12 protein-coding genes are annotated in these 17,300 nt (G+C 56.9%); 3 read left to right on the top strand and 9 right to left on the bottom strand.

Annotation, left to right across the window (positions count from 1 at the left end; all coding sequences use genetic code 11):
• Window positions 1–164: 164 nt before the first annotated feature.
• From L466_RS01140 to L466_RS01150, 3 genes are read right to left on the bottom strand one after another with little or no spacing between them, the layout of a single operon-like run.
• Window positions 165–737, bottom strand: a complete 573-nt coding sequence (locus L466_RS01140) for a PTS sugar transporter subunit IIA (RefSeq protein WP_032681842.1) — start codon at window positions 735–737, stop codon at window positions 165–167.
• Window position 738: 1 nt separating this feature from the next.
• Window positions 739–3,336: a glycoside hydrolase family 38 N-terminal domain-containing protein gene (locus L466_RS01145; protein ID WP_032681841.1), complete on the bottom strand. Its 2,598-nt coding sequence runs from the start codon at window positions 3,334–3,336 to the stop codon at window positions 739–741.
• Between the two features lie 10 nt (window positions 3,337–3,346).
• Window positions 3,347–4,744, bottom strand: coding sequence for a PTS fructose transporter subunit IIC (locus L466_RS01150; protein ID WP_071993116.1), 1,398 nt, complete (start codon window positions 4,742–4,744; stop codon window positions 3,347–3,349).
• Between the two features lie 179 nt (window positions 4,745–4,923).
• Here L466_RS01150 and L466_RS01155 point away from each other — a divergent pair, with 179 nt between their 5' ends.
• The gene (locus L466_RS01155; RefSeq protein ID WP_014168392.1) at window positions 4,924–5,583 is read left to right on the top strand and encodes a MurR/RpiR family transcriptional regulator; all 660 of its coding nucleotides are present in this window, start codon (window positions 4,924–4,926) and stop codon (window positions 5,581–5,583) included.
• 8 nt (window positions 5,584–5,591) lie between these two features.
• Here the strand turns inward: L466_RS01155 and L466_RS01160 are convergent, their stop codons facing one another.
• From L466_RS01160 to treR, 4 genes are all read right to left on the bottom strand, one after another.
• The gene (locus L466_RS01160) at window positions 5,592–6,338 is read right to left on the bottom strand and encodes an oligogalacturonate-specific porin KdgM family protein (RefSeq protein ID WP_032679522.1); all 747 of its coding nucleotides are present in this window, start codon (window positions 6,336–6,338) and stop codon (window positions 5,592–5,594) included.
• Window positions 6,339–6,471: 133 nt separating this feature from the next.
• A complete protein-coding gene (gene treC / locus L466_RS01165; RefSeq protein WP_032679523.1) occupies window positions 6,472–8,127 on the bottom strand; it encodes an alpha,alpha-phosphotrehalase in 1,656 nt (551 codons plus the stop codon).
• A gap of 51 nt (window positions 8,128–8,178) precedes the next feature.
• On the bottom strand, window positions 8,179–9,597 hold the full coding sequence (treB, locus tag L466_RS01170; protein ID WP_025205752.1) for a PTS trehalose transporter subunit IIBC: 1,419 nt from the start codon (window positions 9,595–9,597) through the stop codon (window positions 8,179–8,181).
• A gap of 128 nt (window positions 9,598–9,725) precedes the next feature.
• Window positions 9,726–10,673 (bottom strand): trehalose operon repressor TreR, encoded by a 948-nt coding sequence (gene treR / locus L466_RS01175; RefSeq protein WP_014168396.1) that lies wholly within the window; start codon window positions 10,671–10,673, stop codon window positions 9,726–9,728.
• Window positions 10,674–11,065: 392 nt separating this feature from the next.
• Between treR and mgtA the strand changes: the two genes are divergently transcribed.
• Window positions 11,066–13,774 (top strand): magnesium-translocating P-type ATPase, encoded by a 2,709-nt coding sequence (mgtA, locus tag L466_RS01180; RefSeq protein WP_020885394.1) that lies wholly within the window; start codon window positions 11,066–11,068, stop codon window positions 13,772–13,774.
• Between the two features lie 151 nt (window positions 13,775–13,925).
• Window positions 13,926–16,310: a beta-N-acetylhexosaminidase gene (locus L466_RS01185; protein ID WP_032681840.1), complete on the top strand. Its 2,385-nt coding sequence runs from the start codon at window positions 13,926–13,928 to the stop codon at window positions 16,308–16,310.
• 65 nt (window positions 16,311–16,375) lie between these two features.
• Here L466_RS01185 and ridA read toward each other — a convergent pair whose 3' ends face one another.
• The gene (ridA, locus tag L466_RS01190; RefSeq protein WP_014168399.1) at window positions 16,376–16,762 is read right to left on the bottom strand and encodes a 2-iminobutanoate/2-iminopropanoate deaminase; all 387 of its coding nucleotides are present in this window, start codon (window positions 16,760–16,762) and stop codon (window positions 16,376–16,378) included.
• 74 nt (window positions 16,763–16,836) lie between these two features.
• On the bottom strand, window positions 16,837–17,298 hold the full coding sequence (gene pyrI / locus L466_RS01195) for an aspartate carbamoyltransferase regulatory subunit (RefSeq protein ID WP_025205744.1): 462 nt from the start codon (window positions 17,296–17,298) through the stop codon (window positions 16,837–16,839).
• Window positions 17,299–17,300 lie beyond the last annotated feature (2 nt).

The following is a 17,300-nucleotide window of genomic DNA, read 5'->3' as shown; positions in this document are numbered from 1 at the left end:
TGATTTGCATCAAACATGTTTGCGATTTATTTGATTCAGAACAAAGTAAAAAGACGAGAGTACAAACGACGGGCACTCCAGCGTTTGTAAAGACGAGAGGGAAAATTCTGATTAATTATTCAACAAAAACAAGCGCTCAGCAGCATGTGCCGAGCGCCAGTCGGTTAACTCACCCCGCATGCCCAGTTCAGTCCGGCCTGGAGAAAGGCTGCCGCCGCAATACCCCCCAGTATCAGCGGGATAACAAGTGAGCGCCCGGGTTCGGCGTCCGCGTTTTGTGGCATTTCTCTGCGCAACGCGGACAGCGCTTCTTCGCCGGTGCGCGCCGCCAGAAGCGCGTTACGCACGCGCTCTTCCGCCAGCGAACTGGTCAGCGTCGTCAGCAGCTGCATATGCGTACTGCCGGCCTCGGCGTGCGGGATGGCGAGCAGAAAAACCATCCTGACCGCTTCATCGCCTTCCAGCCCCGGCCAGATAACAGGCTCATCAAAAAGCGCCAGGCAAAACGCCGCCTGCTGCACCGCGTCTGATTTACCGTGCGGAACGGCCAGCGCTTCGCCCAGCGCGGTGGGACCTTCACTTTCGCGGTGTAAGACGCTCTGGATAAAGGCGTCTTTATCGGTGATGACGTTTCGCCCGACAAGCGGTTCGGAGAGCCAGCGGATCAGCGCTTCAGGCGTGCGGCAGGGTGGGTTAATAAACACCAGTTCGGGGTGCGTGAGTTCAAGCAAGTTCATGTTAAGCCTCAATCAAAAAATCACAGGTCGCAGAAGGGGGGATCATCGTCACCGATGGCACGTGTTCTTCCAGATAATTGAGCTGGGGACGCTCTGCCAGGCCAGCCGGAACAGGGACAGGCTGCGTCCCGGCGTTGAACACGCGGGCGATCGTGCCAGGCGATCGTTGCGCATGAGGCAGGGCAGAAAGAACGAGCGGTTCCGGTAAGGCGAATAACGAAAATTCTGCCGGCAGCGTGCGTTCGGGCAGGCGCAGCGAAAAACGCTCAAGCCGGTTATCGAGGGTATGCAGCGTTTGCCGTTGATAGGTGAAGGGGTGACCCGTCGCCTGATTCTCCAGCTGGCGCAGCGTCAGATGGTCTGCGTTATCGGCCAGCGCCACGGTGAAGGAAAAGTGCAGCGGTTTGAGCAGCTGCGCATCGGGCGTGTCGACCACCGTATTGTTAATGCCAGACGCCCGGCCGGGTCGCCAGTCAAGATCGCTGCGCCCCAGTACGCCGGTTGATTTGAATAAGGTCAGGGCAATGACTGCCGGATCGCGTCCAATAACCTGAAACTCTTTCATGCCGCGGCTATTCACGACCAGCGCTTTGCCCGCTTGCGCGATAGCGATAATGCCCTCGCTGGTTTCAATATCCACGGGCTTCTCGCGATAGCGCTCCTGCCAGTGAGTCTCGTCGTACCCCGTTTCGCGCTCGATTATCGAGAACGGCTGCGAGGCGAGGGAGTGACGGGTGCAAATATCGCTGTTGATCAGTAAACGCAGCCGGTGATCGCAGTGGCTGTTTATCAGCGAGCTATCAACATGCAGGTTCGGATCGTCGTGACGTAATTCGCACACTATGCGCATCGATAACGGGGTGCGGGTATTTTCCCGGCGTCCAGCGAGATCCGGCGGCAGCGACATGACCGCCTCAAGCACTATCGTTTGGCAAAGAGGGGTTTTGCTGCAGTCGATCAGCGTGAAATGCGCGCAACGCGTCGGTTCATCGCCCGGGAGCGGCGAGAAATCATAGCTGTCTCCGGCATCCGCGCAGTCTTCAAGACTGAATAACGACGTGATGCGCCTGGCGCTGCGCTTGTCTTCAAGCACCAGCGTACCGGCCTCCAGCGTCAGTCGATAAACCGTATTCTCTATCGCCTCTCCTTTCGCGGCGCAGGTCATGGCAAACGGAGCCGGCGTGTCTTTTAGGTTGACGGTGATATAGCCCACCGGCGGCAGGAGAGGCGTCTGCAGAACAACATGCCAGCGGAAATAAGGCGGAAGGTGTGTTTCGCGTTCGCCCTCACAGGTGAGGGAGATGGCCGTTCCTCCAGGTAACGTCTCGCGTTCCAGAACGTCGAAGGGCAGCGGCTGGCCCTGATACGTCAGGGTGATATTGTCGGCCTGACTGTACAGGGTGGTGTGGATCACGCAGCGGGTCGGGGTGGCCAGCGGGTTGAAAATGAGCAGGTCACCCTCCTGACAGCATGCGGCGGCCAGTGACTTCACCACCAGATTCCACAGGCTGTGACAAAGCTGCTCTGTCTGCTCGAGCCGATGAAGAATGTCGCGGTTAGTGGCATCGCTGTTGCAGCCGCCCATGGAGTCGTGGGCATGGCTTCGCAGAAGCTTCTTCCAGAGGGTGTCCACAATCGGGAGCGTGACCGGAATGCCCTGATGACGCGCCATGGCGATGGTGGGCTCCAGCTGTCGCAGGATGAACTGCTCGATGTCGGCATTTTTCTTTTTGATATCGTAACGCACAGACCCGATCGTTTTGTGAATGCGGGTGTAGCGCGGCGATTTCAGCTCACCTTCCCATAACGCCAGTTGTTCCCGTTTTGTGCGCAGCAGAGCGACGTACTGCTCCAGCGAGCTGAGGACGTAACGGTCCTGCGTGGGAGAGTGCGCGCTGGCAGCCTGCAGGATACGCGGCAGCGCCGGGTCGATGCTGACCTGATCGCCGCCGCAAGGAAGGAGGAGGTCGTCAATCTGCGACCGTGAACGCAGCAGATCCACCATCGGGTAGATCTTGCCGTGCAGATGGCTGGCCTCCGCGCGCATGTTCTTGGCCGCCCCATACCCCAGCGCCATTGCACAGGCGATGATGGTTGCACCTGACGGCGCGCGCCAGAGAAACTGGCTGTTTTTGGCCTGAGTGTCGTGGTCGATACCGCGCCAGAAAACGATGTTATCGATATTGCAGCCCTGCAAAATCGTGGGCATCTGCGCGTTATGCCCAAAGGTATCCGGCAGATAACCGACCTGCATGGCATGCCCCAGCGCCCGAGCGGCGAAGATGCCGTATTTGAGATTGCGGATAATCGATTCGCCGTGAACGTTGTAGGTATCCGTCTGGGTGAACCACGGCCCGACAAACACGCTTTTCTCCCTGACCAGTTTTTCCAGCCGGGGCCGGTAATCGGGATTGATGGCGAGAAAGTCATCCACCACCGCCATCTGCCCGTCAAGGTGATAGCACTGCCAGGCCGGATCCTGCTCCAGCGTCTCGATGACCTCCGCAAAGTTGTATGACGCCAGCACCATGCTGTCCTGGCGGGTGAAATACCACTCCTGATCCCAGTGGGTATGGGCTATAACGTGGATCTGGCTCATTGCGCTCTCCTTATCTGGCGTTCTTTGGGCTGAGATAAAGCACGCCCAGGGCGCAAATCAGTGCGCCAATAAAGACGCTTGCCAGGTACCCGACCACATTGGTCGCCAGCGGCCAGCCCCAGATAGCCGGCAGGGGCAACGTCTGCTTCACGCCGAGGGCAATCGCCACCAGCGCACCTGCGACGGCTCCTGTCATGAACACGGGGATCAGGCGTGGGTTTTTCAGGATGAACGGGATAGCGCCTTCTGAAATACCGATAAAGCCCAGCAATAACGAAGTGCTGCCAACGGTTTTCTCTTCACGGCTGAACACATCCGGCAGGCCAAAACGCCCATTGAGGAACGCGGCGAGGCCTACCCCAATAGAAGGAATCACGATGGAGAGCTCGCGGGCGGTTAAATCAAATGTCTCGCTCATGCCGTTCAGGCCGAGCGCGACCGATCCTGCCGCCTTGTTGACCGGGCCGCCGAGATCGAACGCGGTACCCGCGGCGATCATGGCCGAATAGAAGCCGCGTCCGGTATCACCCGCCGAGGTAAAAAAGACCACCATCAGCTGGTTAAGCGAACCAAAAATCGGGTTGATCAGATATTCCATTACCATCACCAGCGTAATACCGGTGATCAGCGGAACGACCAGCATGGTTTTTAGGGTGGTAAGCTGCTGTCGGACGTGAATGGCATCATTCAGCCAGCGCACCAGATAGCCGACAAAAAAGCCAATGCCAATTGCGCCGAAAAAGCCGGAGGGCATAAAGCCTTCAATATCAAAGAAGCGTTTGTAGACCTCATCTGACATGATGCCGCCGATCAGTCCGGGGATCAGCGCCGGTTTACCGGCAATGGAAAAGGCCAGATACATCGCAAAGACCGGGTACATGAACTTGATGGTCATAAAGCCCATTTTATCCAGCACGCTGAACGGCGAATGCTCAATGTTTATAAACTGCCCGGTAATTTTGGCCGTCGCCATCATCAGGCCGCCCATTACCACGACCGGTAACATATAGCTGATGGCCGCCATGATATGGCCGATAAAAATCTGGTAAGCCGAACGCTGAATGGCGTCTTCGTCCGCCACAGTGGTGACGTTTTTCTGCATGGCCAGCGCCTGACGCAGGTAGCGGTCGGTATTTTTAATCAGCTCCTGCGTGCGGGTCTGAAGGTGAGGAACGTGTTCAAAACGTTCTGCATCCTGAATGGGAACGTCGGTTGCAAGAATAATGGCCGTGGCGGAGGCAATATCCTGTTTCGTTAATCTGTTTTTTACGCCGTCGCTGCCCTGCGTTTCGACCTTGACCTCAATATTATGCTCTTTTGCCCATGCAATAATTTTACTTGCCGCCATAAACGTGTGCGCGATCCCTGTAGGACAAGCCGTTACAGCGATAATTTTTTGATTCATCATTGTAATAATTCCCTGGGTGTGAAAATAGCGAAAGTATAAAGAGAACTTAAAACAGTGTTTAAGGTTTGCTAATACTAATTACGTATCGTCATACGCTATGTTGCAATATGTGAAGCGCCTTCCAGAGACTATTTCGCTATTCTGCTAATATCATGTTGGGTTTTAACAGGACGTAATAAATGAATTCATTTCAGGGAAGTGAACGGTTGATATTTGAATACATTCAGCACCACGCACGCAATATTTCTGATATATCGGCAAAAGAGATTGCGCGTGATACTTTTACGACAACCACCTCGGTGAATCGTGTCTGTAAGAAAATGGGCTATAAAAGTTATACCGAGCTTCGCTATCGGTTTTTACGCGACCATTTTACGTCTGTCCCTGCCGAGCCTGCGATGGGGCCGCAGGCAGACGATATCGTGGTGGACGTGTCCCGGTTACTGACCCATTCCAGCCATATCTATTTATATGCACGCGGGGCATCTCTCACCAGCCTCAACTACCTGTCGCGTTTTTTGTCACTGGCGAGTCTGCCGCACCTGATTCTGAATGATATGCACCAGTTGACCCGGGTATCGAAGGGCACGCTGGTGTTGATCAGTAAATCCGGGGAGACGCAGTCGCTGATAGAAATGGCGCGTAACGCGCTGCGTAAGGGGCTAAAGATTATTGCGATTACCCGTCAGGGTTCGACGCTGGCCGGGCTTTCTACGCTGTGCTGGCCATTGTCGATTGATATGAATGCCGTCTCGTTATACCAGCGAGAGGGACAGCTGGACCTGTTAAGCGCCGTCGATCGTATCGGCTGCAGGCTTCTGCAGCACGATACGGAGTAGGCAGGCTGTCAGAGCTGTTTCACGATACCCAGACGAATGGCGTAATCATTTTCATGATTGCCATCCTGAGTAAGGTAGGTTTTATCCAGCGACACCAGTTCGACGTAAGGCGTCCAGCCGTCGTCGAGCTTGTAGTTGAACGCTACGGTGTGCTCCCAGTAGGTATCATCCCCGGTTCCCTGATCGACATTATCCTGCCAGCGGAAGCGCGGGTTATAGGACATGCCGAATTTCCCGATGTTGTACGCGAACCACAGGTCGAACTGGTGTGACTCGCGGCGGGTGTAGCCGCTACCGTCCAGGCGTTTGTCACTGTGCGCGTCGTTAACGGTGTTATAGCGGTAGCGGGCAGACAGGTTCAGGCCGTTATCGAACGTTTTCCAGCCCTGGATGAAGGGGCGGTAATGCGTATTGCTGGCGGTAAAGACGGTCACCATCCCTGGCGCGATGGCGAACCCATTTCCCAGATCAAAACGCCAGCGCGTTTCGATTTCCTGTGCTGCCTCCGTTAACCCTTTTTCGTCCGGATTATATCGGTCGGTATCACCAAAGAACGTATCGTTATGGTTTTGCGCCGCTTCGACGGAGAAGTAAAAACCGTTATCAGCCTGATGCATCACTTTAATACGTGAATCATTTACGTCTGAGCGCGTATTATGACCAAAGCGAAGATCGACGGAGGTATTTCCGCACCATCCCTGGGTACTTAATAATAATGCGCTAATACATGTTGCTTTAATAATTGTCTTTTTCATAATGTCCTGCCGAGGTTATTTAAATGGCAGGGCTATTCTTATTTTGGCACACCGTGAAGTAAAAGTTATCGTCGTACATTTAGCGTATCGCTAAACATAAAAAAGAGATACAGCTGGCTGTATCTCTTGAGGGTTATTCCTGTATCCACCAGATGGCTTCAAACGGGCGCAACAGCAGGTTGTCGGGCTGAGGGGGAGCATCCGCATAGTTGCTCAGTGCGACCCGCCAGGCTCCCTGTACTGACGCGGGAACCCATTGCTGGCGCTCACGGCTCAGGTTTGCCACCACCATCAGCGTCTGGCCCTGCGACCGCCGGCGATAGCACCACAGGGAAGGGTGGTCAGGCAGCAGGTCTTCATAATCTCCCCACGTCAGCACCGGCAGGGTTTTGCGCAGGCGAATCAGCGTCTGGTAGGTGTAAAACACCGAATCAGTATCGTCCAGCGCCGCACGGGCATTGACCGTCTCGTAGTTGTCGCAAACGCCAATCCACGGCTCACCCTCGGTAAAGCCCGCACTGTGTGTGGCATCCCACTGCATTGGCGTGCGGCCATTATCGCGGGATTTACTCGCCAGAATAGCCAGCAATTCTTCAGGGGCGCGACCGTTGGCCCGCAGTTCAGCGAACATATTAAGGCTTTCAACGTCACGGTAATCGGTAATACGGCTAAAGTGCGGGTTGGTCATACCCAGCTCTTCGCCCTGGTAAATATACGGGGTGCCCTGCATTCCATGCAGCACCATGCCGAGCATTTTCGCGGCGTGGGGACGGTACTCCCCTTCATCGCCAAAGCGCGACACAATGCGCGGCTGATCGTGGTTACACCAGAACAGCGCGTTCCAGGCCTTGTTGTGCATGCCCTGCTGCCAGTGGCGGAAGAGGGTTTTCAGCGCCACGAAGTCCGGCCTGGCCAGGGTCCACTTTTCGCCGCCGGGGTAATCCACTTTCAGGTGGTGGAAGTTGAAGGTCATCGACAGCTCGCGCCCATCGAGAGAGGCGTATTGCTGACAGTTTTCCAGCGAGGTCGACGACATCTCGCCTACCGTCATCAGGTTTCGCGGGGTAAAGACGTCGCGGCTCATCTCCTGAAGATACTCATGAATGCGCGGTCCGTCGGTATAGAAGCGACGGCCATCGCCCACGGCGTCATCCGGGAAATCCTGGTCTTTGGAAATCAGGTTAATCACATCGAGGCGTAAACCGTCCACGCCACGGTCGGCCCAGAACTCGCATACCTTTTTCAGCTCGGCGCGCACCTGCGGGTTTTCCCAGTTGAGGTCCGCCTGCTCGGGGGCGAACAGGTGCAGATAGTACTGCTCGCTCTCGGCGTGCCAGCGCCAGGCGTTGCCGCCAAATTTGGAGCGCCAGTTATTGGGCAGTTGTTCCGGCGTACCGTCGCGCCAGATGTAGAACTGGCGATACGGGCTCTCTTTATTCAGCGATTCCCGGAACCAGGCGTGCTGCGTTGAGGTGTGATTGAACACCATATCCAGCACGATACGAATGCCGCGTTGATGGGCCTGCGCGACCAGCTCGTCAAAATCATCCAGCGTGCCGTAGGCCGGGTCGATGGCGGTGTAATTCGCTACGTCGTACCCGTTATCTACCTGCGGGGAAATATAAAACGGCGTCAGCCAGATGGCGTCGATGCCGAGGGTTTGCAGGTAGTCCAGCCGCTGCGTGACGCCGCGTAAATCACCGGTACCGCTGCCCGTCGTGTCCTGAAAACTCTTTGGATAGATCTGGTAGATAACGCCGTTCTGCCACCAGTGAGGAAGGGTATTCATAATGCGTTCCTGCAAATGCGAAGGGGCGCAACTGCGCCCCGAAAGATGAAGTTAAACAATCTGCAGCGCGCCCTGACGGTACTTACGCTGGTAAACCACGGTGGTGAGAGCCATTGGAACGACAATCGCGATGACCATCGCCAGGGAAAACACCTGCCAGAAAGCGGGCTGGATGGAGAGAATACCAGGCAGACCGCCGACACCGATCCCGTTCGCCATCACACCGTACAGACCGCATACCAGGCCTGCCAGACCGGAGCCGATCATCGCGCACAGCATCGGGAAGCGGTATTTCAGGTTGATACCGTACATCGCCGGTTCGGTGACGCCGAGGTAGGCGGAGATGGCGGCCGGAACAGAAATCTCACGCTCGTTATGCTTGCGGCTGACCAGGATAATGCCCGTGACCGCCGAGGCCTGCGCAATGTTAGACAGCGCGATGATAGGCCAGACCGGCGTACCGCCCAGGCTCTGAATCATCTGCATATCAATCGCCAGCGTGGTCTGGTGCACGCCGGTGATCACCAGCGGGGCGTACAGGAAGCCAAACAGCATGGCACCAATCGGCGCGAAGCTGCCGGTCATCAGGTGACGTACCGCGAAGGCAACGCCGTCGCCAATCATGCGGCCAAACGGACCGATAAACGCATGGGCGAGGAAGACGGCCAGAATAAGGGAGCAGACCGGCACCACCACCAGATAGAGGTAATCCGGTACGATGCGTTTCAGGCGCGTTTCAATAAAGCCCAGCGTCAGACCGGCCAGCAAGGCTGGGATCACCTGCGCCTGATAGCCCACTTTCGCGATGGTGAACAGACCGAAGTTCCACACCTCAGGCACCTGCTGACCAAGTAAGTAAGCGTTCATTAACTGCGGAGAGACCAGCGTGACGCCCAGCACGATACCCAGAATCGGCGTACCGCCCATTTTGCGCACCGCTGACCAGCAAATCCCGACCGGCAGATAGAAGAAGATCGCTTCGCCAATCAGCCACAGGAAGTCGTAAACGGTTTTCAGCGCCGGGTACATCTGCGCCAGGGTTTTGCCGTCGCTCATCGGCACATCACCGATAACGTTGCGGAAGCCCAGAATCAGACCCCCGCTGATCAGCGCCGGGAGCAGCGGGAAGAAAATCTCCGCGAAGTGGGAAATTAACTGCTCGTGCCATTTCATATTCTGGCGTGCAGCTTTCTTGGCTTGCTCTTTGTCGGCTGAACTGTGCCCGGTTGTCGCCAGCAGAGCCTGATAGTAATCGCCCACTTCGGTACCAATGACGACCTGGAACTGACCGGCGTTGGTGAAGCAGCCTTTAACCATGGAAAGCGCTTCAATGGCTTTCGGATCGGCTTTGGCCGGATCGTTCAGCACGAAGCGCAGGCGGGTAATGCAATGGCTGACGGTCGCGATGTTTTCACGGCCGCCTACCAGGACAATCAACTGGTCGATATCTTCTTGTTTGACTTTACTCATCATGAAACCTCATGACCGATGGTGAGGGGGGTAATGACCTGAGCGCAAGCCTACTCCTTCAGCGTGACGGCGGAAATGGGAACGTTCCCGAAATTGGGCGAAGATCACAATAAACGGATAAACGAGGGTTATGAAAGGTGGGCAGGAATTACGATCTGACGCGGCTCAGCACGTCCGTTAATTTGCTCGATCAGCTGTGCAGCGGCCTGCCTGCCTGACTCGGCGTAGCCCGGATCGACGGTGATAATCTCCGGGTGCAGAAACTTCATCAGCGGCGTACTGCCTACGCTCGCGATCTGCAGTCCCTCTATGCGTTGCTCCTGAAGATATTTACTCGCGCCCAGCGCCAGGGTATCGGTGGCGCACACCAGCGCCGTGGTCTGCGGGGTCAGCACGCTGGCGACCTGCTCGTAGCCCTGTTTCATTCCCAGACCCGGCAGAGACGCGACGGCGGAAAGATTGTGCTGTTTACAGAAGGTCAGGTAGGCCTCGTGACGCCGCTTGCCGGTGGTAACGTCCGCATGCGGTACGCCGAGGTAGCTGATATGGCGATGGCCTTTATCGTACAGACGCTGCATCAGGGTAATAATCGCCCCCTCATCGTCGTAACAGACGGAGGCAAAACCGTGGGCATCGCGCGCCAGCATCACCATCGACGCCTGCCAGGGCTTCAGCATCTCCTCTTTGATGCCGGTAAATCCGAACAACACCACGCCGTCAATGTTGCGCCGCTGGAGCATACCCAGATGCTCTTCAACCAGCTGCGTGGAGAACTGGCTCTCCATCATGATTGGGTCGTAGCCCTGCTCATAAAAGGCGGGCAGCATGGTCTGAACGGCGAGGTTTTCGGACAGGGAATCCAGACGCGAGACGATAATGGCAACCACTTTGTCACTTTGCCCGCGCATGGCGCGCGCAGAGCGGGAAGGGGAAAAACCGTGCTGATTCATTACCGCCTCGACGCGCTCGCGGGTGCGTTCGCTGACACCGCTCTCATTGTTGAGCACGCGCGATACGGTGGATTTCCCCACGCCGCTTAAACGCGCGATGTCTTTTATCGTAAGGCGGTTCTGCATGCTGTATTCCCTGTAACAATGACAACGTGGTCAGTAGAGCCTAATGCTATAGCGTGTTTTCGCTATGGGCAAAGTCTGGTTTACGTTCGGTTTATTTGCGGGGGAGTATAATACCGCCCGAATCGCCGCAAACGGTACGGTTAAATCCTTATACTGCGCGGCGGCACCCTACTTTTTTACTTACCGGAGGTGACATGGATCCCGATCCCACGCTTCTCCTGAACGGGAGCGTTCTTTCTTTCCGGTAAGCCAGCCTTTGTGCTGTCTCACCGGTATGTGAGGCAGCAACGTCCTGCACGTTCCTGCTTAAAACATTAAGTGCCTGTCAGGTACGGCCTTGCCACGCCTGCAGGAAATACTGTGTCCGCGTTTGCGGGCGCGGGGGAATGACTATGTTTAAAAATATCACCCGGCAGCTGCAGGCGATGCTGAGCCGCCACCTGCCACATCGTCTTGTTCAGCGCGACCCGCTGCCAAATGCCAAAAATATGGCCTCTGCAGCGATCCCTGCTTCCCTGAGCCAACGCTGCCTGAACGTGGCGGCGATGGATGAAAACGAAGTCTGGCGTGCCTTTGGCGGGCATCCGGAGGGGCTGAACGCGGCGGAAGTGGAAAAAATCCGTGCCGTGCATGGCGATAACCAAATTCCGGCGCAAAAACCGGCGCCGTGGTGGGTGCATCTGTGGACCTGCTACCGTAACCCGTTCAACCTGCTGCTGACCGTGCTTGGCATTATCTCCTATGCCACTGAAGATCTGTTTGCCGCCGGGGTTATCGCCCTGATGGTGGGGATCTCCACGCTGCTGAACTTTATTCAGGAGGCCCGCTCTACCCGCGCGGCAGACGCCCTGAAAGCGATGGTAAGCAACACCGCAACCGTCTCGCGCGTCATTAACGATCTCGGGGAGAACGCCTGGGTTGAGCTGCCCATCGACCAGCTGGTGCCGGGCGATCTGGTGAAGCTGGCGGCCGGCGACATGATCCCCGCGGATTTACGTATTCTTCAGGCGCGGGATCTGTTCGTGGCGCAGGCCTCGCTGACCGGTGAATCTCTGCCGGTAGAAAAAGTGGCGCGCACCCGCGACCCGCAGCAGATGAACCCGCTCGAGTGTGACACCCTCTGCTTTATGGGCACTACGGTGGTCAGCGGCACGGCGCAGGCAATGGTCATCGCTACCGGCGGCAACACCTGGTTTGGACAGCTGGCCGGGCGCGTGAGCGAGCAGGAGAGCGAACCGAATGCCTTCCAGAAGGGGATTGGCCGCGTCAGCATGCTGCTGATCCGCTTTATGATGGTGATGACGCCGATTGTGCTGCTGATCAACGGCTATACCAAGGGCGACTGGTGGGAAGCGGCGCTGTTTGCGCTCTCCGTCGCCGTAGGGTTAACGCCTGAAATGCTGCCGATGATTGTCACCTCCACGCTGGCGCGCGGAGCGGTCAAACTGTCAAAACAGAAAGTGATCGTCAAACACCTGGATGCCATTCAAAACTTTGGCGCGATGGACATTCTCTGCACCGATAAAACCGGCACGCTGACCCAGGACAAAATTGTGCTGGAGAACCACACCGATATCGCCGGTAAAACCAGCGATCGCGTGCTGCACAGCGCCTGGTTGAACAGCCACTACCAGACCGGGCTGAAAAACCTGCTCGACGTCGCCGTGCTCGAAGGCGTGGATGAAGAATCTGCCCGCACGCTCTCCGGGCGCTGGCAGAAAGTGGATGAGATCCCGTTTGACTTCGAGCGCCGCCGCATGTCGGTGGTGGTGAGCGAGCATCCGGACGTGCATCAGTTGATCTGCAAAGGCGCATTGCAGGAGATCCTCAATGTCTCAACCCAGGTGCGCTATAACGGCGACATTGTGCCGCTGGATGAAACCATGCTGCGCCGTATCAAGCGCGTCACCGATAACCTGAACCGTCAGGGGCTGCGCGTGGTGGCGGTGGCGAGCAAATTCCTGCCTGCACGCGAAGGGGACTATCAGCGTATCGACGAATCCGATCTGATCCTCGAGGGTTATATCGCATTCCTCGATCCGCCGAAAGAGACCACCGCGCCTGCGCTGAAAGCGTTAAAGGCCAGCGGCATCACCGTGAAAATCCTTACCGGCGACAGCGAGCTGGTGGCCGCCAAAGTGTGTCATGAAGTGGGGCTGGATGCGGGTGACGTCGTTGTGGGAAGTGATATTGAGCCCCTCTCCGATGATGCGCTGGCAACGCTTGCGCAGCGCACCACGCTGTTCGCCCGGCTGACACCCATGCACAAGGAGCGCATTGTCACCCTGCTGCGTCGCGAAGGGCATGTGGTGGGCTTTATGGGCGACGGCATTAACGATGCGCCCGCCCTGCGTGCGGCGGATATTGGTATCTCCGTAGACGGTGCGGTGGACATTGCCCGTGAAGCGGCGGATATCATTCTGCTGGAAAAGAGCCTGATGGTGCTGGAGGAGGGCGTTATCGAGGGACGTCGTACCTTCGCCAACATGCTGAAGTACATCAAGATGACCGCCAGTTCCAACTTCGGTAACGTTTTCAGCGTGCTGGTGGCGAGTGCGTTTCTGCCGTTCCTGCCGATGCTGCCGCTGCACCTGCTGATCCAGAACCTGATGTACGATGTCTCTCAGGTCGCCATCCCGTTTGATAACGTGGACGACGAGCAGATCCAGAAGCCGCAGCGCTGGAACCCGTCCGATCTGGGGCGCTTTATGCTGTTCTTTGGCCCGATCAGCTCCATCTTCGACATTCTGACCTTCTGCCTGATGTGGTTTGTATTCCATGCCAACACGCCGGAACACCAGACGCTGTTCCAGTCCGGCTGGTTCGTGGTAGGGCTGCTGTCGCAAACGCTGATTGTGCATATGATCCGTACGCGTCGCATCCCGTTCATCCAGAGCCGGGCCGCGTGGCCGCTGATTGTCATGACCGGCATCGTAATGGCGCTCGGCATTGCACTGCCGTTCTCGCCGCTGGCCAGCTACCTCCAGCTGCAGGCGCTGCCGCTGAGCTACTTCCCGTGGCTGGTGGCGATCCTCGCGGGCTACATGGTGCTGACGCAGATGGTCAAAGGCTTCTATAGCCGTCGGTATGGGTGGCAGTGATTTCTCCCCTCTCCCGGCACGGGAGAGGGGGTACGTTTCCTCCCAAATTCAACAACCTGTGATCTCCGTCAGCGCATTCGCTTGACGACAAAATGAGCGCATGTTAACTGAATGTTTTGCCTTTATTTGGCCCGTCAGATAAGGAACATTCATGTTACGGTACAGTCTCTTAACCGCCGGGCTGATGCTCGGCGCGTCAGCGTTTGCCGCTCCGGCAGGCGACCTTCCCTTGATGCCCTGGCCTGCGAAGGTTGAACGTCCCGCGACGCAGGGCGCACTGGTACTCAGCAACACCCTTTCCGTCAGCGTTACCGGAGACGACCTCGGCGACGCGGTCAACCGTCTGCGCCAGCGCATCGCCCTGCAAACCGGCTGGACGCTACAGCCGCAGGCCGTTAAACCGGACAAGCCCACTATCCGCATTGCCATTACCAAAAAAGTGAAGCCGCAGCCGCTGCCGGACAGCGATGAGCGCTATACGCTCACGGTCGATGCCAGTGGCGTGGATATCACCGCCAACACCCGTTTTGGCGCGCTGCGCGCCATGGAAACCCTGCTCCAGCTGATACAAAACGGGGCGGAAAACACCTCCCTGCCGTGGGTCACTATTGAGGATTCCCCCCGTTTCCCGTGGCGTGGGCTGCTGCTTGACTCGGCACGACACTTTATCCCGCTGCCGGATATCAAGCGGCAGATTGACGGTATGGCGGCGGCAAAACTCAACGTGCTGCACTGGCATTTGACCGACGATCAGGGCTGGCGCTTCAGCTCGACACGCTATCCAAAGCTCACGCAGCTCGCCAGCGACGGGCTGTTTTACACGCCGGAACAGATGCGCGACGTTGTGCGCTATGCCACCGATCGCGGCATCCGCGTGGTGCCGGAGATCGACATGCCGGGCCACGCCTCGGCGATTGCCGTGGCCTACCCGGAACTGATGAGCGCCCCGGGACCGTATGTGATGGAACGCCACTGGGGCGTGCTGAAACCGGTCCTGGATCCGACAAAAGCGGCGACCTATCAGTTTGCGGAGGCGATGGTCAGTGAACTGGCGGCGATCTTCCCCGATCCGTATCTGCATATCGGCGGCGATGAAGTGGATGACACCCAGTGGAAAGCGAACGCCGCCATTCAGCAGTTTATGCGCGACAACACACTGGCAGACAGCCATGCCCTGCAGGCCTATTTCAATCGCAAGCTGGAAAATATCCTCGAAAAACACCACCGGCAGATGGTGGGCTGGGATGAAATTGCTCATCCTGATCTGCCAAAAAGCATCTTGATCCAGTCCTGGCAGGGCCAGGACGCGCTGGGGCAGGTGGCGCAGAATGGCTATAAAGGCATTCTCTCGACCGGCTTTTACCTCGATCAGCCCCAGTCCACCGCCTATCACTACCGCAATGAAATTGTGCCGCAGGGGTTAAACGGCGAGGATGTGATTGGCGACACCGACAGCGCTCAAAGCTGGTCATTCACCATGCCGCGTCTGAAAGGCAAGCCGGTGGAGGGGAGTTTCACCCTGGTGAAAGGGGATTCCGGCTGGCGTGGATTTATTGATTTCGCCGGGAAATCCCGTCGTGCGGTACAGGATATTGCGTGGCGCGACGACAATCAGGTGACGTTTACCGTCGATACCTGGATGGGCGAAACGCGCCCGGTGGTGTCGGTGGACAACGATAAGCTGAGCGGCTATTTCCTGGTGGGCAATGCCCGCTATCCCATTAGCGGCAAGCGCCTGGACGATATCCCCAAAGGCATCCCGCCGGTGGTACCGGACGCCGCTCATCAGGTGAACCTGCTCGGCGGGGAAGCCGCGCTGTGGGCGGAAAACGTGGTCGCACCGGTGCTGGATATCCGCCTGTGGCCGCGCACCTTTGCGGTGGCGGAGCGGTTATGGTCCGCGCAGGACGTTAACGATGTCGACAATATGTACACCCGCCTGCAGGCGATGGACAGCTGGTCGACGGTCTCGGTCGGGCTGCAGCAGCATACTCAGCAGCAGGTGCAGTTCACGCGTCTGGCGAATAACGCCGATACCCTTCCGCTGCAAATCCTCGCGCAGGCAATTGAGCCGGCGCAGTATTACACCCGTCAGCACCTTAAGTTCCAGGCCGGAAATTACCATCAGTTCGAACCGCTTAACCGGTTTGCTGATGCGCTCAACGCCGAAAGTGCCACGGTGCGCCAGATGAACAAATGGGCTGACCGCCTGGTCAGCGACGCGGAAGACACGGAAAGCGCCGACGCGCTGCGCCACGTCTTCAACCGCTGGCAAAGTAACACCAGCGATGCGCTGGCATTAAGTGAAAACAGCTACGCACTGAAGGCGATTAAACCGGTTATTCAGGAGGTGGATAAGCTGGCCTCGATTGGCCTGCGGCTGACGGATCTGGTGGCGCGTCAGGGGACGCTGGATGACAACGAGATTGCCTCTATTCAGGGCGAGCTGGATAACGCGGCGAAAATACAGGATGAAGTGGTGATTGCGGCGGTGTATCCGCTGGAAACGCTGCTACGGGCGACACGGAATCAGTAGCAAAACGCCCGGTAGCGCGTTACCTGCCGGGCGCAAAGGCAGCCTCGGCTGCCCCTGGCTGAAACTTAGCGACGTACGGCGATCGCTTCGATTTCAATTTTCACGTCTTTAGGCAGACGCGCAACTTCCACACAGGAGCGTGCAGGGAAAGTGGCGTTGTGCTCAGTGAAGAACGCTTCGTACGTGGCGTTAACGGTCGCGAAATCGTTCAGATCTTTCACGAACACGGTGGTTTTCACGATGTCGCCCACTTTCAGACCCGCAGACTCCACGATAGCCTGTACGTTTTCCAGCGACTGACGCGCCTGCGCCGCCACGTCTTCTGGTACTTCACCCGTTTTTGGGTTCACCGGGATCTGGCCAGAGGTAATAATCATGCTACCCAGATCAACGCCCTGAACGTATGGGCCGATAGCCGCTGGTGCATTTTCCGTCGCGAGTACTTTGGTCATGATTTCTCCAGAATAACAGCTGATTAAATGTTCCCGGCCATTATAGGGAGGCCGGGATCCTTTACCAACCTCAATTAGTTGGCCAGCACCACATAATGAGAAAACTCTTTTTCGCAGTATTTGCATTTGAGTGCGATGTCATCGGCACGTTTTTTCACTGCAAAACTGGACGAAACCGGCTCAGCATGACTGATGCAGTTGCTGTTCGGGCAGACCAGCACATTTTCAATGCGATCCGGCAGATTAGGACGGGATTTACCGACCACTTCGTACTCGTCGATGCGGTTCACGGTGGCATCCGGCGCGTACAGAGAGAGCTGGTTAACCTGCTCGTCGGTCAGGAAAGTGTTTTCAATCTTGATCAGGTCTTTGCGGCCCATTTCACCCGACGGCAGGTTCAGGCCGATGGTGATGCGCTGATCGGTTTCGGTCAGCTTGAACAGCGTCAGCAGCTTAAAGCCGATCTGGGCAGGGATGTGGTCAATCACGGTGCCACGTTTGATGGCTTCAACCTGGAGTTTGTTATCGTGTGTCATTG

Origin of the sequence: Enterobacter sp. BIDMC 30 (assembly GCF_000534355.1) — a bacterium.
Lineage (GTDB): Bacteria > Pseudomonadota > Gammaproteobacteria > Enterobacterales > Enterobacteriaceae > Enterobacter > Enterobacter ludwigii.
Note: the sequence above shows the minus strand (reverse complement) of the source record. Positions and strands in the feature narration are given on the sequence as shown.